A 19,354-nucleotide genomic window follows, 5' to 3' on the forward strand; every position below is an offset into this window, starting at 1 on the left:
AACGCACATTAGTGTCTGCCACCGAATGCAGGCGCATATAACGTTGTTTTTGACTATTCACAGATTAACAGGCGGTAAATATCATACAGAATGCGAAATTATCTCGCACTTTGTAATGGCTGAAAAATTCTGTAAAAACCGTGCTTTGTTATGCAAAGCCTTACAAATGCAAGGGCTTTAATGCGCCTCGTCCCAGTTGAGCGCGGCATGGGCCTCGACCACCAGCGGCACGCTCATTTCCAGCGCCGGCAAAGTGGCATCCGACATGATGCGTTTGATGAGCGGGATCACGGCCTCGATTTCCGAATCCGGCGCCTCGAAAATGAGTTCGTCGTGGACCTGGAGCAGCATTTTCGTGTTGAAGCCGGCATCAAGCAGCGCCTGCGGCATCCGCATCATGGCGCGGCGGATGACATCGGCGGCGGTGCCCTGGATGGGGGCATTGATGGCGGCGCGTTCTGCAAAGGCTTTCAGCGCGCCCTTGCCATTGATTTCCGGAATATGGATCTTGCGACCCATCAGGGTCATCACGAAGCCGTTGGCGGTCACGAAGGCCTTGGTGGCGTCCATATAGCCCTTGATGCCGGGGAAGCGGTCGAAGTAGGTCTCGATATAGCGGCCGGCCTCGCCGCGCTCGATGCCAAGTTGGTTGGACAGGCCGAAGGCGGAAATGCCATAGATAATACCGAAATTGATCGCCTTGGCGCGCCGGCGGATTTCCGAGGTCATTTCTTCCATCGGCACATTGAACATTTCGGAGGCAGTCATGGCATGGATGTCGTCGCCGCGCTGGAAAGCTTCCTTCAATTGCGGAATGTCGCCGATATGGGCCAGGATGCGCAGTTCGATCTGGGAATAGTCGGCACTGATCAGCTTGTGACCGGGTTTGGCGATAAACGCCTGGCGAATCTTGCGGCCCTCGGCGGTGCGGATCGGGATATTCTGCAGGTTGGGTTCGTTGGAACTGAGGCGTCCGGTCGGCGTCGCGGCCAGATGGAAGCTGGTATGGATGCGCTGGGTGGTCTTGTCGGCATAGCCGGTGAGGGCATCGGTATAGGTGCCCTTCAGCTTGGCCATCTGGCGGTAATCGAGGAGCATTCTGGCCAGCGGCTGGCCCGCTTCAAGGCCCGGCTTGCCCTCGGCGATCTCCTCCAGCACCTTGACGTCAGTGGCCCACTGGCCGGAGGCCGTGCGCTTGCCACCGGGCAACTGCATTTCGTCGTAGAAGATCTGGCCGAGTTGCTGCGGGCTGTTCATATTGAATGGCCGACCAACCAGGGCTTGGGCTTCCTGTTCGATGGCATTCATCCGCGTACCGAAATCGTGCGACAGGCTTTGCAATATGGCCGGATCGATGCGGATGCCGGCCAGCTCCATTTCGGACAAAACGGCCGGCATTTGTCGTTCCAGCGTCTCGTACACCGTCACCAGGCCCTCGCGTTGCAGGCGCGGCTTCAGGATATGCCACAGGCGCAGGGTGACATCGGCGTCCTCGGCGGCGTATTCGGTGGCTTCCTTCAGACCGACATATTTGAACGATTTCGCCGACTTGCCGCTGCCGGCCACCTGTTTGAACGGGATCGGGGTGTGGCCGAGGTGCAGTTCTGAAAGCTCGTCCATGCCGTGGCCGTGCTGGCCGCCTTCGAGCACATAGGAAATCAGCATGGTGTCGTCATAAGGCGCCACATCAATGCCGTGGCGGTGCAGGACCGACAGGTCGTACTTGATGTTCTGGCCGACCTTGAGGATGGTCGGGTCTTCGAACAAGGGCTTCAGGGCGGCAATGGCTGTCTGGAAATCGATCTGCTCGATTCCGCCGCCATCACCAAAATCGAAACCCTCATTTGAGGTGTGGGCCAGCGGAATATAGCACGCCTGATTGACCCCAACGGCCAGGGAGATGCCGACCAAACCGGAGTGAGAGGCCGAGAGGTCGTCGGTTTCGGTATCGATGGCAATCACCTGGGCTTCGTAAGCGCAGGCGATCCACTTTTCGAGGGCCTCCAGGGTCTGAACGCATTCATAGGTCTCGCGGTGGACCGGCTGGATGGCGGCCTCGGCCGGGCCTGGCTTCGGCGCGCCATAGAGCGGCCGCAGGATCGGCGCTGTCGGCAGCTTATCCAGCGCCGAAGAGGCTTGCAGCAGGCTTAGGGAATTGCCGCCGACGCGTTTGGCCAGGGAGTTGAACTCCATCAGGCCGAGGAAGGTTAAAAGGACATCCTGTTCGGGTTCTTTCAGGGTGAAGGTGTCGATATCGACCGGTGTGGGACTATCGCAGCGCAGGGTGACCAGTTCGCGCGACATCAGGATCTGCTCTTTGAAGTCGATCAGGGTCTGGCGGCGTTTTTCCTGCTTGATCTCAGAAGCGCGCGCCAGCACGGCATCGAGATTGCCGTATTCGAGCAGCAATTGCGCGGCGGTCTTGACGCCGATGCCAGGGGCGCCGGGTACATTATCGGCCGAGTCGCCGATCAGGGCCTGGGCATCGACCACCAGTTCCGGCGGCACGCCGAACTTCTCGATCACGCCTTCGCGGCCGACCAGTGTGCCCTTGACCGGGTCCATCAGGCTGACATCGTCATCGACAAGCTGCATCAGGTCTTTATCCGATGAGATAATGGTGACCTTGAAGCCGTCCTTTTTGGCCAGGTGCGTATAGGTGCAGATCAGGTCGTCGGCCTCGAAATTCTCCATCTCGATGGCGGGTAATCCAAAAGCGCGGGTGGCCTCGCGGATCAGCGGGAATTGCGGGATCAGGTCTTCCGGCGCCGGCGGGCGGTGGGCCTTGTACTGGTCGTAGATCTCGTTGCGGAAGGTCTTGGAACCGGCGTCGAAAATGACCGCCAGGTGTGAGGGCGCGTCATCGCCGCGGTGTTCCTTGATCAGCTTGAACAGCATGTTGCAGAAGCCGGCGACGGCCCCGACCGGCAGGCCGTCCGACTTGCGCGTCAGGGGCGGCAGACCGTGATAGGCGCGGAAAATATAGCCGGAGCCGTCGATGAGGACGAGGCGCTTCTGTTTTTCGGTGTCTGACATGCGTTTTCTGTTCGGAAGGTATTCGGCTGTCTTCATAGGCCGTTCCGCAATCTATGCCAATTCAAAGCGACAGGTAACGGCAGGATTTACATTCTGAAATCAGTTATGTCGGCAAGTGCTTTTGTGCCGCAGTGCAATATAAAATTCGTTGTGCTAGTGCGAGATAAACTTTCAGCCCGCCCCAGTAAATTCGGAGTACCCCCATGTCCATGATGAAAGAGACCGACCAGAACCGCCTGCACATCCAGGCCAGCAGCATTCTCGAAGGCTTCCTGCAGCAGCACGTTACTCTGCGTGAGGCTGTTTCTGATCTGGGGCTCCTTTGCCGGCTGGACCTCTGCCACCTGAATGGTCCCGGCATGAATCAACGCCTGGCAGATACACTGACCCTGGCAGCAAACGGCGAGATCGACCACGACTTCGCCGTGACGCATCTGGTGCGTCTGGCCACGACCCATGTGCTGTATGTTGAGACGCCTTACGCTTTTAGCTGATCACCAGCTACCGGTATTGGCCATGGACACCCACGGCTCCGCCGGTTCGAGCGCACCGTTCTTTTGCAGCAGTTCCACGGAAATGCCGTCCGGCGAGCGGACAAAGGCCATATGGCCGTCGCGCGGTGGGCGGTTGATCACCACGCCCATGTCAACAAAGCGCTGGCAGGCGGTATAGATGTCATCGACCTCATAGGCGACATGGCCGAAATTACGGCCGCCGGTATAGACCTCGGCGTTACCGTCGGCATCCGGCCAGTTATATGTCAGTTCCAGTTCCGGCGCCTTGAAGGACCGCGCATGATCCTCATCAAGCGGCGCGGCCAGATAGACCAGGGTAAAGCGGCCCTTTTCGGAGTCCATGCGGCGGGTCTCGATCAGACCTAAGCCTCCGCACCAGAATTTCAGCGAGGCGTCCAGGTCATGGACCCGCACCATGGTATGTAAAAAGCGCATAAATAACTCCGAATCGGGGTGAATTGCCCCCTCCGTCAGCGACACCGGCGCTTCGCGCCTGGCGCTGACACCTCCCTCCCAACGAAGTTGCCGCTGCGCAGGGGAGGAGATTATGCTTAGTGCTCGCCTTCCGGACGCGGCGCAGGATCGACATAGTCATGCGCGTGATCCTTATGCACGAACTTGCGGTCGCAATAACCGCATTCGGCCGTACCGTCCTCGCCCAGTTCGTAATAGGTCAGCGGATGGCCCAGCGCGCCGCCACCACCGTTGCAGGCGACCTTGTGGCTGTCGACATAGATGACTTCGGGGGGCGGGATGATATCGCTCATGATGCTTAATAACCTTGCGGAAAAACCGTTGCCGATCCTTAAAACAAACCGCCTTGTTTCGTCAATTGAACTGTGAAACCCTTATGGCATGAAACAGGGAAAATTAGGTTCCATACTCGGCGGATCGATCGGCAATCTGGTCGAGTGGTACGACTGGTACGCCTATTCGGCCTTCGCCCTCTATTTCTCACCGGCCTTCTTCCCCAATGCCAGCCCTACGGCGCAACTGCTCAATACGGCGGCCATTTTCGCGGTCGGCTTCTTCATGCGGCCGATCGGCGGCTGGTTGCTCGGCTGGTATGCCGACCGTTACGGCCGCAAGTCCGGGCTGACGGCGTCGATCCTGCTGATGTGTGCCGGTTCGCTGATCATCGCCATCACGCCGGGCTACACGACCATCGGCATCGTCGCGCCGGCCCTGCTGTTGCTGGCGCGGCTGTTGCAGGGCCTGAGCGTCGGCGGCGAATATGGCGCCAGCGCCACCTATCTGTCGGAAATGGCCGGCAGCCGTCACCGCGGTTTCTGGTCGAGTTTCCAGTATGTCACCCTGATCATGGGGCAACTGATCGCGCTCGGCGTGCTGATCCTGCTGCAAAAATGGCTGCTGACCCATGAACAGCTTGAGGCCTGGGGCTGGCGGATTCCGTTCGTCATCGGTGCATTGCTGGCGCTTGCCGCTTTGTTTATTCGCCGCCATATCAGCGAAACAGGATCATTTCTGGAAAGTCAGAAATTTACGCGCAACCGCACCCTGACCCTGCTGAAAGAGCATCCCTGGCAGGCGCTTCAGGTGGTCGGCCTGACCATGGGCGGCACGGTCGCCTTCTATACCTACACCACCTACATGCAGAAATTCCTGGTCAATACCGCCGGCTGGAGCAAGACCGAGGCGACCAGCCTGTCAGCCCTGACCCTGTTTCTCTATATGCTGGCTCAGCCGCTTTTCGGAGCTTTATCGGATCGCATAGGCCGCCGCCCCCTGCTGATCGGCTTCGGTGTACTGGGGGTGATCTTCACCGTGCCGATCATGACGGCGCTCGCCCATGTGCAGGGCTTCTGGCCGGCCTTCGGACTGGTGATGGCGGCACTGATCATCGTCAGCGGCTACACCTCGATCAATGCTGTGGTGAAGGCCGAACTGTTCCCCGCCCATGTCCGGGCGCTGGGCGTCGCCCTGCCCTATGCCGTGGCGGTGTCCCTCTTCGGCGGCTCGGCGGAATATGTGGCGCTGTGGCTGAAGCAGGCGGGCGCGGAAGAGAGCTTCTTCTGGTACGTCACCGCCTGTATCGCCGTGTCATTGCTGGTCTACGTCTTTACGGCGGATACTAAGGCGAACATGGCTTTTCATCCAGATGAAGGATAGGATGTTAATCCCACCAGAAAAACCACCAATTCTGTCCGATCAGAGTTGCGGCCAAGGTTGAAATATCGCCAACACCTTGATCGACTATATCGGCGCAATAAATATACTGTTCCTTGGCAACGATCATTGCCTCCGCCTTGCCACGCAAAGGTTTGGCGATCTGCAAATCCAGAACATCTTCACTCAGGCCGGCCAACTCGGCACCAAACCGTTCATGCCATGATCGCAATATAGCGACATGGTATTCTGGCGGCGGGCAGGCATTCCAGCCACCCCAGTACAAATATGCCGGCGCTTCCCAACTATTCTGTGTAGGTACAAGAATAATATGCACCTTGGGATAGGGCTTGCCTGTCAGGATATCGTTCGCCACACTTAAACCCAGGTCGCCGCCTTGAGCTTCAACCGGCCAGTCCCCAACGGGTTCATCCAATTCGCCGTAACCGTCACTTGCCTGCCATGCCTTTAAATCTTCCATGGAAAGGTTTTCAGCGGCTTTGAGGATATCAGCCGCCGCATGGGATGCCTGTTCACTCTGGAAACTGAAACTTTCAAGTATCATGCGCAGGTTGTCATCATTTCCAACCACGACCGGCCAGCCCTTGCCAGCCGTTTTAAGGCGCGTCCAGTCATCCGTAGCTTTTGCGCCCGTGGTGGTGATTACTTCATAGGGGAAGGAGGCCAGTATGGTATCCAGCGAAGGCGGTTCGGGCATGGCATCCTGCGATTTGGCTCTACTCCGGAACGGGGTCAGCGCGCCCGCAAAACTCAAAAAACTCAGCACCCATCGTTTGGTAAATCCTGTCACATCCCGCCTCCCTGCATCCATCATGCAACCTTAGACCTGCCGTTTTGCATATGCAAATACGATAAATGTACATAGCCAAGACGCGCCTACTTCTGCCCCTCCGGCTCAATAATGCGGAACTCGCCGCTGAGATGCATCAGGCTCATCAGGTACAGCATCCCGTCGAAATAGCGCTGCTCGCCGGCCGGCACCGGCGTATCCCATAGCTCTTTCAAGAAGGCATTCGACACTTCGCCCGGTGTCGCTGCCAGGCTGCCGACGGCGGTGGCCGCCACCATGCCGGTGGAATGACGATCGGACATCGGCTGACCATCCAGCGAATAGCGATCGGGGAAGGTATCAATGCCCTGGCTATAAAGGAAGCCCTGGATATGGTCGCTGCGGGTCTTCGCCCGCGCGTCCTTTCCCCACCAGCTGTAATCGACCGACCAGTTGCTGGCCGTGCGCCAGCTATCATAGGCGAACTGGCTCGGCTTGCCGTCCCAGCCCATGGCCGGCTGGCCATCGAAGGTGCTGCGATCGGGTGCCAGGCCGGTTTTCGGATCGGCAACCGTTTCAAAGAAATTACGGCTGACATCGGCGGCTTTGGCCCAGAAAGCGCGATCATCGACCGGCCCCCAGCGCGCCCACAGTTCATAAAAAGCCGGCAGGTGATAGGAGGCGTCGGTGCCGGGAATGCTGGTTTCCGGCACGAAACGGATCATGGTGTGGTCTTCATCGACCATCGGCCCGACCGTTACCTCATGCGGCGTGTGAGGGAAACGATAGGGCGGCCACGGCTTGCCGGCTTTTAGCGCTTCGGCCTCGGCCCTGCGGTTATTCGGACTGGGCCAAGGCATGTCCGGCTCGACAAACGGCGCGTCACCCGGATGGATGCGGAAGGGCGTGGTGGCGGTTTTGAGCGGATGATGGCGCATCCCGCTCAGGATCTTGTCGGCCTCGGCCTGATAATTATAAATGCCCTGGCCATTGCCCCAGCGATGCGCGGCGAAATAGAGCGCCATGGCGTAATATTCCTCACCATCCGGGGCGGCACCCACCGCGCGCGGGGAACCATCCGTGCCCATCGACCACGCGAAATAACCGTATGATGGATTTTCCGGATCAGTGGTCAGCATATAGGTTTTCGACCAGTTCCACAGGGCGTCGAACTCGCGCTTCTTATCAAGCTGCACGGCGATCATCATGCCATAGCTCATGCCTTCGGAGCGGGCATCGTTATTGGCCCAGTCGGTGATATAGGCCAGCGGACCGTCGGAATTGGCGCCGGTCTCGAAATAGACGCGCTGCTCCTGGCCGTCGCCGTGGAAGAGCTGCTGGAAGGTGTCTTCGATCTTCTGCCGCGTTTCGGCCTCCGTGTGGCCCAGCCGTTCAACGAACAGGTTACGATATTGGCCGGTCTTGTAGGCGCCGGCGCCATCGCTCACGGTGGGCGTTGCGGGCGCTGCGGCTTGTACGGTAACCGGCAGTGTCAGAGCCAATATGATAGCGGTAACATTTGAGATCAGAGCGCGGCGCGTCTTCATGTCTGTTTGTCTTTCCTGGTCAGTGGCGCGGCGCGGGGTATCATCCTTTTTATGGCCGCCGATACGTTTCCTGGCCGCAACATGACACGCAATCCGCTTCAGGAAAAGAGCAGAGCGCAAAATCGCGCCCTCTTCGCGGGGGGTAGCGAAGAGGGCGCTTGTGCCGGCGCTTATAGTTTTGTTTATGCCGGGTTTTATTCGTAACCGTGAGCGGCTTCATTGATGACCAATGACGGCATCTTCGAGAAATCCACCGAGACCGGGCGTGCCGCCTGAGACTGGAAGGTCTTGAGCGCATGATCGAGGCGGCGCATGGTTTCGCGCGCGGCGTCGCTGTGGGCATCCAGGTTCAGCGGCGCCAGGCAGTAGGCGATGATCGAGTCACGATTACTGGTTTCCATTGTCATATCTCCTATTCTGCGGCGGCGACAAACTGCGCCGTCTCGGTTGAGGCCTTCATGGCCGTGGTGGAAGATTGTCCATTGCTGATCGTCTCCGCGACCTTGTCGAAATAGCCGGTGCCGACTTCGCGCTGGTGGCGGGTGGCGGTGTAGCCGGCGGCTTCGTTGGCGAATTCGCGCTGTTGCAGCTCGGAATAGGCCGCCATGCCGCGATCGCGGTAGCCGTCGGCCAGCTCGAACATGCCGTTGTTCAGGCTATGGAAACCGGCCAGGGTCACGAACTGGAACTTGTAGCCCATGGCGCCCAGTTCCCGCTGGAATTTGGCGATGGTGGCGTCATCCAGCTTGGCCTTCCAGTTGAAGGAGGGCGAGCAGTTATAGGCCAGCAGCTTGCCTGGATGAACCTTGTGAACAGCCTCGGCGAATTTGCGGGCATCGTCGAGATCCGGGTGCGAGGTTTCCCACCACAAGAGGTCGGCATAATCGGCATAGGCCAGGCCGCGCGCGATGCAGTGATCGAGGCCGGTGCCGGGTTTCAGGCGGTAAAAGCCCTCGACGGTACGATTGTCCCGCTCGATAAACGGATGGTCGCGCTCATCGACATCGGAGGTAATCAGTTGCGCCGATTCCGCGTCGGTACGGGCAACCGTCAGGGTGGGCGTGCCCATGACATCGGCGGCCTGGCGGGCGGCGGTCAGGGTGCGCTCATGCGCCTGGGTCGGGATCAGCACCTTGCCGCCGAGATGGCCGCACTTTTTCTCAGACGCCAACTGGTCCTCGAAATGGACACCGGCGGCGCCCGCCTCGATAAAGGCTTTCATGATCTCGAAGGCATTCAGCGGACCGCCGAAACCGGCGTCGGCGTCGGCAACGATCGGCGCGAACCAGTCACGCTTGCTGCCACCTTCCGAGTGCTCGATCTGATCGGCGCGTTGCAGCGTGCGGTTGATGCGACGGCACAGTTCCGGCGCGGCATTGGCCGGGTAGAGCGACTGGTCCGGATACATGGACGACGCGGTATTGGAATCGGCCGCGACCTGCCAGCCGGAGAGATAGATGGCCTTCAGTCCGGCGCGGACCATCTGCATGGCTTGGTTGCCGGTCATGGCGCCGAGGCTATTGATGAAGGGCTCGGTGTGCAGCAGCTCCCACAGCCGGTTGGCGCCGCGCTCGGCCAGGGTGTGCTGGATCGGGAAGGAACCGCGCAGACGCTGGACATCTTCGGGGGTGTAGTTGCGTTTTATGCCGTCGAAACGGCCTTTCGGGGCGACGGGGACTAAATCCTGGAACGTGGTCTTAGACATTGTCATGGTCAATTATCCTTGCTGGGGAGGTTGGGAGGTCATTTGCATGGCTTGGCGGCGGGCGGCCATCAGCGTGCCGGGGGCGAAAAGCCCAAAGGAGGCCGCGTACACGGTTGCCATATCCCAGGGGGTGATGATCGGTGTAGATTTAAGCTTTTGTGTCATAATATGTCTCCTTTCCGGCGATGTGCTGCCTATGTGTATGGAGACATAAAGCGCTTATATTATTGGGAAAGATAGATTTGTAGCCGCATAAATGGCGTCATTTGGAAAATTGTGACATTGCACAGTTTGTAAATTTATGACAAAAAGCATGAAACAAGAAACCCCACCACCAACGCGCAAGTGCGCGTCGGTCCCCCTCCCCAGTAAAACTGGGGAGGTATAGGTAAGTAAAATTCTTGTACCTCCCCGACTTGTCGGGGAGGGGGACCGCACGATGCCGCGAAGCGGTGAGATGCGGTGGTGGGGGTTCTTGCTTTGGGAGCACCTACAATGCCTGATCTGGATCGCAAACTCTTCCTGGGCGGACGGCTGAAGCGGCTGCGCTATGACCTCAGCCTGACTCAGACCCAGATGGCGGCCGACCTCGGCGTTTCGGCCTCCTATCTCAACCATCTGGAGCGCAATCAGCGCCCGGTCACGGCGCAGGTGCTGCTCAAGCTGGCAGCGACCTATGATCTCGATCTGCGCACCTTTACCGACGACTCTGAACCCGCCGGCGAGGCCGATCTGGTCGAGATCTTCGCCGATCCTTTATTCAAGGATTTGCACCTGCCGCGGCGGGAAATTTCAGAACTCGTGGCCTCGTCCCCCATGGCGGCCGAGGCCGTGACGCGGCTCTATCGTGCCTATACTGAGCGCCGCAAACGCGATGCCCTGGTGGCGGGGCCGGAAGAGACCGAGCAATCGCCCACCGACTGGGTACGCGATCAGATTCAGGGCCATCACAACTTCTTCCCCGAACTGGATGAGCTGGGCGAACAACTCTTCGCCACGCTCGGTGGTGATCCGCATACGCTCGAAGAGGCGGCACAGGCGCGCTTGAAAGATCAATACGGCATCGATATCCGCCTGATGCCGGCCCAGGTGATGATGATCTATCAGCGCCGGTTCGATCCGCACCGCCGCCGTCTGATGATTTCGGAAACGCTTGGCCCCTCCTCGCGGCGCTTCGCCATCCTCTACCAACTGGCGCTCAGCGAATATGGCGCCGAGATCAATACCCTGACCGAAAAGGCCAAAGCCCCCGACCTGGCGACGGCGCGGCTTTACAAGATCGCCCTGCTCAATGCCCTGACCGCCGCCACCCTGATGCCCTATGGTCGTTTCCTCAGCGAGGCCGAAGGCAATGCTTATGATATCGAGCTTCTGCGCGCGCCATTTGAAGTTTCCTACGAGCAGGCCGCCCAGCGCCTGACCACGCTTTCCCGCCCCGGCAGCCGCGGCGTGCCCTTTTTCCTGATGCGCATCGATTCTGCCGGTAACGTCTCCAAACGCTTCGCCGCCGGACACTTCCCGTTTTCCCGATATGGCGGCGCCTGTCCGCGCTGGAATATCCATCAGGCGTTCCAGACGCCAGGCCGCATTATCACCCAGGTGATCGAAACACCCGATGGCCAGCGCTATTTCACCCTGTCGCGCACGCTCGACCGCTCCCTGCGCGCCTATGCCGATGGCGCCTATGCCGAACAGGCGATCGGCTTGGGCTGCGAACTGAAATATGCCGAGAAACTGATCTATGCCCGCGGGCTCGACCTGGCCCAGCCGAATGCCGTCCAGACCGGGCCGATGTGCCGGTTGTGCGAACGGCCCAACTGCCGTGAACGCGCCGCCCCTCCGGCGGTCAAGGCGCTGGTCATCGATGAATGGATCAAGGGCGTGACAGCCTTTCCCTTCTAGCTTTACAGCCGGTTCTTAACCTCTTACATTTTGGAATGAAGGAGACATCATGGCCGGGGCTACGCTGAAAGATATCGCGCGCGAAGCCAATGTGTCGATCGCCTCGGCCTCCCGCGCCATCAATGGTCTCGATAATGTCGCCGACGATGTGAAGCAGCGCGTCCTGGAGATTGCCAAGCGCCTGCGCTACGTGCCGCATGGTGGCGCGAGGTCGTTGGTCATGTCGCGCACCAATACCATCGGCGTGCTGCTGCCGGATATCTACGGCGAATTCTTCGCCGAGATCATTCGCGGCATCGATGTGGCGGCGCGGGCGCGCGGCCTGCATCTGCTGGTTTCCGGCTCGCACGGCAATCCGGATGAAGCGCTCAGCATCATGCGCGCCATGGGCGGCCGGGTCGACGGCCTGCTGGTCATGTCGCCCTTCGTCGAATCTCACGATCTGGCGACTGCCCTGCCGCTCAATCTGCCTGTGGTGACCATCGCCAGCCAAATTGGCGCCGGGCGCGGCGGCATCAGCGTGGATAATTTCGGCGGCGGCGTCACGGCGGCCCGTCATTTGCGCGAACAGGGCTGTCGCCGGCCAGCCCTGATTTCCGGTCCGTCGCGCAATTTCGAGGCCGAGGAGCGCCGGCGCGGCTTCCTGTCGGTTTTCGATGGTGAACCGCCGCCCGTGTTCGAGGGCGATTTCACCGAGGAATCCGGTTATCGCGGCGCCAAGGCTTTTCTGGCGCTTGACGCGCGCCCGGACGGCATCTTCGCCGCCAATGACATGATGGCGGTGGGCTGCCTGCTGGCCCTGCGCGAGGCGGGGGTGAGCGTGCCGGAAGATATCGCCGTGGTTGGTTTCGATGATATCCCCATCGCCCGCTTCACCTCGCCGCCGCTGACCACCCTGCGCGTCGGTGTGTTCGACCTGGGGCGTCGCGGCCTGGAAATGCTGGTGGCGACGCTGGAAGGTGAAGACGAGACAGCCGGCCAGGGCATTATCGTGGCACCGGAACTGGTGCGCCGGGCGAGTTCTCGCCACAAATCCGGATAATCGCATTTTTGCGGTTGAGTGCGCGGGCGGTTTCGCTTAGGTAGCTTGGACCGGCTAAAAGGCACCCATAGCTCAGCTGGATAGAGCGTTGCCCTCCGAAGGCAAAGGTCAGAGGTTCGAATCCTCTTGGGTGCGCCATATTAAATAAAGGCTTGCTGAGTATTCGCTTGGCAAGCCTTTATTTCACGGAAGCGCTACGGAAGCACCGGAACTAAATTCCAAATTTTAGCCGCGCAGTTATGATTACCCTGTCTTTGCAGTTTTGCGCCGTTTTAGCGCCATTTAACGCCCTAATCTGCGCTAGCTAAGGAAAGGTAGTGCCGGCGAAGTAATTCGATGTCCGAGGCTTTGTCGGTGATATAATCCATTGCTTCGTCCAACCGGTCACCGAGACTGAAAAGTGCCGGCAAGGGGCGTTGTGGCTGCCGCAACCAATTGGACAAGTCCCAAACCGGACGATTTATCACTCGGCCTCCTTCCGTGAGAAAAATCAAATCGCCAACTATTCTCGCACGGCTCGCAGAATGAATATTTCGACTGTCCATCATTTCAAGCAACTTAGGATTTCGAGCCAGAAACGCTCTTGCGACCTGACCACCGACCCGCGTGAACTGGTCAATGGCATATGAAGGAACCCGACCGATCATCTTAGTTTCCGGCATTTGGTCGTCAGCAGTCCCGCCCCCCTTTTCCTTGATCCATTCCAACCAAATGAACGGCATAAGAAGGGCCATCGGATTGCGACACAGCCGCCATGCGGCCTGACAGGTGACGAAGACGTGGGAACTAAACCCGATGCCTTCAAGCGCTCTGAAAACGGCTGCGGCTTGATGAAGAGGCTGTCCGTCGGCCAGTCCGCCTCCCAATGCTAGAGCCGCCTGCGCCTTTTCCACCAATTTGACATCGCCATCTCGAATAATAGCCACTAAGTCTGCTGCTCCCATATCCATCACAGCAATTCGGCGGCCCTCGCGTGACGGATCGTTTGTCAGGCACATCAGGAGATCACAAGCCGCCTGGCAATGTCGCTCGGCGGCCATCTGGCAAACAAGGACCGACGCTATGCCGCCGCCACTTTAATCGGTACGCACAGATTCACCAGCCTTAACGCGTGCGCTCACGCCTGATTTGGGAATACCGTGTCAGATAAATTTTCTAACAATCTAAAGCGAACCAGCCGTTAATCAGGCGGCGTTTGTTTTCTTGCGGCGAATTTTACGCGGCAACTGGCGCAGCTTCGTCCAAAGCTTGGTCTTGGCTGGCTCCGGATAGGGTTCGAGATTGCGGATAAATTCCGCGGCGCATTCCGGCCACGAGAATTTCTCGGCATAGGCGCGCACGGCCTTGCGGTCGATCTGCAGCGCTTCTTCGATCGCCACCTTCAGGTCGTCATTGATCGCACCGGCGCCGGAGCCGGGAATCAGGTCGATCGGTCCATGCGCCGGGAAGGCCGCCACCGGCGTGCCAGCGGCCATGGCTTCGGTGATCACCAGGCCGAACGTATCGGTCAGCGACGGAAAGACGAAGACATCCGAGTCGGCATAGGAGCGCGCCAGATCTTCGCCGAAACGCGGGCCGGTAAAGACCACCTCGGGATATTTCGCCTTCAGTTCCTCCAGTTGCGGGCCCTTGCCGACGATGACCTTGGTGCCGGGCAGGTCGAGCTTCAGGAAAGCTTCGATATTCTTTTCCACCGCCACGCGGCCGATATAGGTCATGATCGGGCGCGGCAGGTCGCCGAAGATCGGCTCCAGGTTCGGACGGAAGGTGACCGTATCGACGCCACGCGTCCACGGCGAAATATTGGTGAAGCCGCGCGATTCCAGGTCTTTTTGCAGGGTCGGCGTTGCCACCATCACCCGGCCGGAGGGCTTATGAAACCAGCGCATGAAGGCATAGCCGACACTCAAGGGAATGGGCAGGCGCGCCGAGACATATTCCGGGAACTTGGTGTGATAGCTGGTGGTGACGGGGAGCTTGAATTCCTGGCAGACGCGCCGCGCCGCCATGCCGACAAAGCCCTCGGTGGCGATATGGATGGCGTCCGGCTCGTAATCGAGGATGATTTCGCGCACCTCTTCATAGCAGCCGAGCGCCAGCTTGACCTCCGGATAGTCCGGCCAGGATACGGTCTTGAACTGGTTGTAATCGATGATGTGGAACTCGTGGCCGAGCTTTTCGCACTCCTCTATGGTGCGGCGAAGCGTCGTTACCACGCCATTGACCTGGGGTTCCCATGCATCGGTTGCCAGCAAGATACGCAATTCGTCAGTCCTCAGGGCGTTTCGGATGTTCCGCCTTCAATGCCGGTTGTCTCGCCGTTTGGCAAGGCCAAAGCCGGTGGCGGCCGGATTGCCGGCACGGACAGACGAATTTTGCATTTGTGCGGCGCACAAGTGCGAATTGTAAGGAAGCGATAAGCGAATTGATCGTTTGCCGCTTGCGTAAAGGTCAAAAAGCTTTATTTTTAAAGTCAGGAACCCCCTCAGGGCGCCGGATAATCCAAATGGGTGCATGGGGCGGACAAAACAGGCAATCATGGCAGAGCGAGCAAGAACAACGCAGGTGCGAGATAAGGATGGGGGCGCCAAGGATACGCCCAAGTCACGGCGCACGCGCGTTCAGATTCTGGAAACCGCCATGCGCCTCTTCGCCGAGCTGGGCTATGACCGCGCCGGCAATGCCGCCATTGCTGAAGCCTGCGGCCTGACGCGCGGCGCCATGCTCTACCATTTCCCGACGCGCGAAGACCTGGTCGAAGCCGCCGCCTGGCATATCCATGCCGCGCGCGAAGCCGCGTTCGAGGCCGAGGCGAAGAAGCTGAAACCGGGCCAGGATGCGCTGGATGGCGCGATTGACGCCTACTGGCGCCTGCTCGATTCCGTGCCTTTCGCCGCCTTCCTGGCGCTTGAGCGTGCCGGTCGCCAGGATGCCGATGTCGCCAAGGCGATCAAGCCGGCGCAGGAAGCCTTCGATAATGCCGCCATGGGCCGCGCCACGCCGGGCTTCATCATGGCCGGCAATGATGCCCGCTTCCAGGCCAGCCGCGACCTGGCCCGCTTTGCCCTCGACGGGATGCACCGCGCCGCCCTCACTTATGAAAACGAGGCGCGGATCGAGAACGTGCTGACTGTGATCAAGCGTGCGATTCATATGCTCAACCGCAAGGGCGACGTCACGGATCTGTGGGGCGAATAGCCCTCACCGGAAAATTATAATCGGCGTTCATATGCCCCACCGCTTTCCAACACATGAAGGCGTAGGGTCCGGCTTCACCTTACATTTGGGAGCCAAACACCATGAGCACAACCGACGCCATCGCAATGCTGAAGGCCGATCACCGCGCCGTCAAGGATCTGTTCGAGCAGTTCAAAAAAGCCGAGACGAAACGGGAAAAGGCGAAGCTCGCCACCCAGGCCATGACCGAGTTGAAGATTCACACCCAGATCGAGGAAGAACTCTTCTATCCGGCCGTGCGCAAGGCGCTGAACAAGGCCATCGGCAAGGCAGAGGCGACCAGCCTGATGGACGAAGCCGACGAAGAGCACCATGTCGCCAAGCTTCTGATCGCCGAACTGGGCACCATGAAGGCATCCGACGATCACTGGGAAGCCAAGTTCACCGTCCTGTCCGAAAATGTCCTGCACCATGTGAAGGAAGAAGAGGGCGAGATGTTCCCGCAGGCGCGCAAGCTGGATATCGATTATGACGCCCTGGGCGCCGAAATGGCGGCGCGCAAGGAAGAACTCAAGGCGGAAGGCGTTCCCACCTTCGCCGAGCAGACCCTGATCGCCGAATATGGCATCGCTGATTCCCCGGCTGAAATGACACGTATGCACTGACCCTGGCCAGGCGCGCCCCGATCCCGATAGACTTGACCCCGCGGGGTCGGGGCGCGCATAAGCGCGGCAGTCCTGTCACTGCCGAGTGTTTATCATGCGTCACGTCCTGCGTTCCAAGATCCATAACGCCTATGTCACCGAAGCCAACCTCGCCTATATCGGCTCCATCACCATAGATGAGGCCCTGATGGAGGCAGCCGGTCTGTGGGAGGGCGAGCGTGTGCTGGTGGTTTCCAATACCTCCGGTCACCGGCTGGAGACCTATGTCATCCGGGGGGAACGCGATTCCGGCGTTATCGCCATGAACGGGGCGGCGGCGCACCTGATCAATGAGTCGGAACAGATCATCATCATGGGGTTCGAGCTGTCGGACAAGCCGATTATCCCCAATGTCGTGCTCGTCGATCGGCACAATAAACTTGACCGCTATCTCTCCGAAACGCCGCATACGATTCTTACACAGGAATCGTGAATGAGGCGAAAAAGCGTCCGGCTTTCGCAAGCCCTTGAGCGGTATGGAAAAAGCCGAAATTTAACCCTTCATTAACGAAAAAGTTCGCCAAAACATCGACTTGATCCTTGACGAAAACTCTGGCCTATGGCCCCTTATATAGACGGGCGGGCCGACGCAGACACTAGATATAGTTGTTAACGTCTCCCATATGGGTAGCTCCGGGTCCGGAGCGATTTCGAGATTTCAAGGGTAGAGTGACAATGTCAGCGAACGAAGCAGTCAAGCGTGAAACAGTGGCCGCCGGTAAGGTTAACATGGCTGTTCGCCCGAAGGAGCGCGCCGAGTTCAAGCTGGTCACCAAGGTTGTCACCGATCCGTCGCGCGACGCGCTGCTGACCGATTTCGGCAAGACGACGCTCGATGACCGTTACCTGATGCCGGGCGAGACCTACCAGGACATGTTCGCCCGCGTCGCCACCACCTATGCCGATGATGCCGACCACGCCCAGCGCATCTATGACTATATTTCGCGCCTGTGGTTCATGCCCGCCACGCCGGTGCTTTCCAACGGCGGCGCCAAGCGCGGCCTGCCGATCTCGTGCTTCCTCAACGCCGTGCCGGATAATCTCGAAGGCATCGTTTCGGTGTGGAATGAAAATGTCGCGCTCGCCTCGAACGGCGGCGGCATCGGCACCTACTGGGGCGGCGTTCGCTCCATCGGTGAAAAGGTCAAGGGCGCCGGCCAGACCTCCGGCATCATCCCCTTCATCCGCGTCATGGATTCGCTGACCCTGGCTATTTCGCAAGGCTCCCTGCGCCGCGGTTCCGCCGCCGTCTATATCGATGTCTTCCACCCGGAAATCGAGGAATTCCTCGAAATCCGCAAGGCATCAGGCGATTTCAACCGCAAATCGCTGAACCTGCACCACGGCATCGGCATCACCGATGAATTCATGGAAGCTGTCCGCGAAGGCGCCCAGTTCGGCCTGCGCTCGCCGAAGAACAACGAAATCGTCCGCTTTATCGACGCCCGTTCGCTGTGGCAGAAGATCCTGGAAATCCGCCTGCAAACCGGCGAACCGTACCTGATCTTCTCCGACACCGTGAACCGCGCCATGCCGGCGCACCAGCGCGAGCTGGGGCTGAAGGTCCGTCAGTCGAACCTGTGCTCGGAAATCATGCTGCACACCGGTATCGACCACAAGGGCCGCGACCGCACCGCCGTGTGCTGCCTGTCGTCGGTCAATGCCGAGACCTTCCTGGAATGGCGCGACCAGCCGGGCTTCGTCGAAGACATCATGCGCTTCCTCGATAACGTGCTGGAAGACTTCATCCAGTGCGCGCCGTCCTCGATGGATAATGCCGTCTATTCCGCCATGCGCGAGCGCTCGGTCGGCCTCGGCCTGATGGGTTTCCACTCCTTCCTGCAAAGCCAGGGCGTGGCCTTTGAATCGGCCATGGCCAAGTCGTGGAACATGCGCCTGTTCAAGCACCTGCGCCGCGAAGCCGACAAGGCGTCGGTCAAGCTGGCCGAAGAGCGCGGCGCCTGTATGGACGCCGAGGAACGCGGCGTCATGGAGCGTTTCTCGCACAAGCTGGCCATCGCCCCCACCGCCTCGATCTCGATCATCTGCGGCGGCACCTCGGCGGGCATCGAGCCGATCCCTGCCAATATCTATACCCACAAGACGCTTTCCGGCTCCTTTGCCGTCAAGAACCCCTATCTCGTCGACCTGCTGGAAGAAAAGGGTCTGAACACGTCGGACGTTTGGGATTCGATCGTCCAGCACGAAGGCTCCGTCCAGCACCTCGACGCCCTGTCGCAGGATGAAAAGGACGTCTTCAAGACCGCCTTCGAAATTGACCAGCGCTGGGTGGTTGAACTGGCCGCCGACCGCACGCCGGAAATATGCCAGTCGCAGTCGCTGAACATCTTCCTGCCCGGCGATGTCGACAAGTGGGACCTGCACATGTTGCACTGGACGGCGTGGGAACAGGGCGTCAAGTCGCTCTATTATCTGCGTTCCAAGTCAGTTCAGCGCGCCTCGCACGCCGGCAGCGACACCAAGGAAGCCGTCGAAAAGATGGACACGCCGAAGACGGACTATGAGGAATGCCTGGCCTGTCAGTAAGATGAAAGACGCAGGGGCACAGCCCCTGCACCCATATGTTATTCGCGTATGGGCAGGCTTAATACCAAATAAAAAGGGCCTCTTTAGGAGGCCCTTTTTATTTGGTTATATAATCATCCAAACGCTAGAGCGGTATGAGTTTTAGCTGAATCGGGATTCCCAAATCAGCGATATTTTGATTCACTACCTTCAGCCGTTTTTTGCTGGAGGCAGTGATGGGTCGTCCTTTGTCCATGGACCTGCGTGAGCGCGCGGTAGCGCG

18 protein-coding genes and 1 tRNA gene are annotated in these 19,354 nt (G+C 59.2%); 9 read left to right on the plus strand and 10 right to left on the minus strand.

Annotated elements, in window-relative coordinates; all coding sequences use genetic code 11:
• Window positions 1-177: 177 nt before the first annotated feature.
• On the minus strand, window positions 178-3,036 hold the full coding sequence (gene polA, locus ACTHND_RS01140) for a DNA polymerase I (protein WP_440175418.1): 2,859 nt from the start codon (window positions 3,034-3,036) through the stop codon (window positions 178-180).
• Between the two features lie 203 nt (window positions 3,037-3,239).
• Here polA and ACTHND_RS01145 point away from each other — a divergent pair, with 203 nt between their 5' ends.
• The gene (locus ACTHND_RS01145) at window positions 3,240-3,530 is read left to right on the plus strand and encodes a hypothetical protein (RefSeq protein ID WP_440175419.1); all 291 of its coding nucleotides are present in this window, start codon (window positions 3,240-3,242) and stop codon (window positions 3,528-3,530) included.
• Here the strand turns inward: ACTHND_RS01145 and ACTHND_RS01150 are convergent, their stop codons facing one another.
• Together ACTHND_RS01150 and ACTHND_RS01155 are read right to left on the minus strand one after the other, a co-directional pair.
• Window positions 3,531-3,986, minus strand: a complete 456-nt coding sequence (locus tag ACTHND_RS01150; protein ID WP_440175420.1) for a VOC family protein — start codon at window positions 3,984-3,986, stop codon at window positions 3,531-3,533. It lies immediately after the preceding gene.
• Window positions 3,987-4,102: 116 nt separating this feature from the next.
• Entirely contained in the window at window positions 4,103-4,318 is a 216-nt protein-coding gene (locus tag ACTHND_RS01155) for a zinc-finger domain-containing protein (RefSeq protein ID WP_090649999.1), read from the minus strand.
• 88 nt (window positions 4,319-4,406) lie between these two features.
• Between ACTHND_RS01155 and ACTHND_RS01160 the strand changes: the two genes are divergently transcribed.
• Window positions 4,407-5,681 carry an MFS transporter gene (locus ACTHND_RS01160; RefSeq protein WP_440175421.1) on the plus strand — a complete coding sequence of 425 codons (1,275 nt, stop codon included), beginning with the start codon at window positions 4,407-4,409 and terminating at the stop codon, window positions 5,679-5,681.
• A 4-nt stretch (window positions 5,682-5,685) separates the two neighbouring features.
• On the opposite strand, the gene ACTHND_RS01165 is transcribed toward ACTHND_RS01160, so the two are convergent.
• The 5 genes from ACTHND_RS01165 to ACTHND_RS01185 all read right to left on the minus strand — a co-directional run bounded on the left by ACTHND_RS01165 (window position 5,686) and on the right by ACTHND_RS01185 (window position 9,885).
• Complete coding sequence (locus ACTHND_RS01165) at window positions 5,686-6,489, minus strand: DUF4253 domain-containing protein (RefSeq protein ID WP_440175422.1); 804 nt, start codon at window positions 6,487-6,489, stop codon at window positions 5,686-5,688.
• Window positions 6,490-6,575: 86 nt separating this feature from the next.
• Window positions 6,576-8,015 carry a glycosyl hydrolase family 8 gene (locus tag ACTHND_RS01170; protein ID WP_440175423.1) on the minus strand — a complete coding sequence of 480 codons (1,440 nt, stop codon included), beginning with the start codon at window positions 8,013-8,015 and terminating at the stop codon, window positions 6,576-6,578.
• Between the two features lie 194 nt (window positions 8,016-8,209).
• A complete protein-coding gene (locus tag ACTHND_RS01175) occupies window positions 8,210-8,416 on the minus strand; it encodes a hypothetical protein (protein ID WP_440175424.1) in 207 nt (68 codons plus the stop codon).
• 11 nt (window positions 8,417-8,427) lie between these two features.
• On the minus strand, window positions 8,428-9,726 hold the full coding sequence (gene aceA, locus ACTHND_RS01180; protein ID WP_440175425.1) for an isocitrate lyase: 1,299 nt from the start codon (window positions 9,724-9,726) through the stop codon (window positions 8,428-8,430).
• Window positions 9,727-9,732: 6 nt separating this feature from the next.
• A complete protein-coding gene (locus ACTHND_RS01185) occupies window positions 9,733-9,885 on the minus strand; it encodes a hypothetical protein (RefSeq protein WP_440175426.1) in 153 nt (50 codons plus the stop codon).
• Between the two features lie 330 nt (window positions 9,886-10,215).
• Here ACTHND_RS01185 and ACTHND_RS01190 point away from each other — a divergent pair, with 330 nt between their 5' ends.
• The 3 genes from ACTHND_RS01190 (at window position 10,216) to ACTHND_RS01200 (ending at window position 12,802) form a co-directional block, all read left to right on the plus strand.
• Window positions 10,216-11,622 (plus strand): helix-turn-helix domain-containing protein, encoded by a 1,407-nt coding sequence (locus tag ACTHND_RS01190; RefSeq protein ID WP_440175428.1) that lies wholly within the window; start codon window positions 10,216-10,218, stop codon window positions 11,620-11,622.
• Between the two features lie 49 nt (window positions 11,623-11,671).
• Complete coding sequence (locus ACTHND_RS01195) at window positions 11,672-12,664, plus strand: LacI family DNA-binding transcriptional regulator (RefSeq protein WP_440175430.1); 993 nt, start codon at window positions 11,672-11,674, stop codon at window positions 12,662-12,664.
• Window positions 12,665-12,725: 61 nt separating this feature from the next.
• Window positions 12,726-12,802: transfer RNA gene (locus ACTHND_RS01200), tRNA-Arg, on the plus strand.
• Window positions 12,803-12,954: 152 nt separating this feature from the next.
• On the opposite strand, the gene ACTHND_RS01205 is transcribed toward ACTHND_RS01200, so the two are convergent.
• Complete coding sequence (locus ACTHND_RS01205) at window positions 12,955-13,614, minus strand: hypothetical protein (protein WP_440175432.1); 660 nt, start codon at window positions 13,612-13,614, stop codon at window positions 12,955-12,957.
• Between the two features lie 234 nt (window positions 13,615-13,848).
• Window positions 13,849-14,928: a glycosyltransferase family 4 protein gene (locus ACTHND_RS01210; RefSeq protein ID WP_440175434.1), complete on the minus strand. Its 1,080-nt coding sequence runs from the start codon at window positions 14,926-14,928 to the stop codon at window positions 13,849-13,851.
• Between the two features lie 274 nt (window positions 14,929-15,202).
• Here ACTHND_RS01210 and ACTHND_RS01215 point away from each other — a divergent pair, with 274 nt between their 5' ends.
• The 4 genes from ACTHND_RS01215 (at window position 15,203) to ACTHND_RS01230 (ending at window position 19,092) form a co-directional block, all read left to right on the plus strand.
• Window positions 15,203-15,862, plus strand: coding sequence for a TetR/AcrR family transcriptional regulator (locus ACTHND_RS01215; RefSeq protein WP_440175435.1), 660 nt, complete (start codon window positions 15,203-15,205; stop codon window positions 15,860-15,862).
• 101 nt (window positions 15,863-15,963) lie between these two features.
• Window positions 15,964-16,506, plus strand: a complete 543-nt coding sequence (locus ACTHND_RS01220; protein ID WP_440175436.1) for a hemerythrin domain-containing protein — start codon at window positions 15,964-15,966, stop codon at window positions 16,504-16,506.
• A 94-nt stretch (window positions 16,507-16,600) separates the two neighbouring features.
• Window positions 16,601-16,978, plus strand: coding sequence for an aspartate 1-decarboxylase (gene panD / locus ACTHND_RS01225; RefSeq protein WP_440175438.1), 378 nt, complete (start codon window positions 16,601-16,603; stop codon window positions 16,976-16,978).
• Window positions 16,979-17,220: 242 nt separating this feature from the next.
• A complete protein-coding gene (locus ACTHND_RS01230; protein WP_440175439.1) occupies window positions 17,221-19,092 on the plus strand; it encodes a ribonucleoside-diphosphate reductase subunit alpha in 1,872 nt (623 codons plus the stop codon).
• The last annotated feature ends 262 nt before the right edge of the window (window positions 19,093-19,354 follow it).

Origin of the sequence: Asticcacaulis sp. (assembly GCF_051954415.1) — a bacterium.
Classification (GTDB): Bacteria; Pseudomonadota; Alphaproteobacteria; order Caulobacterales; family Caulobacteraceae; genus Asticcacaulis.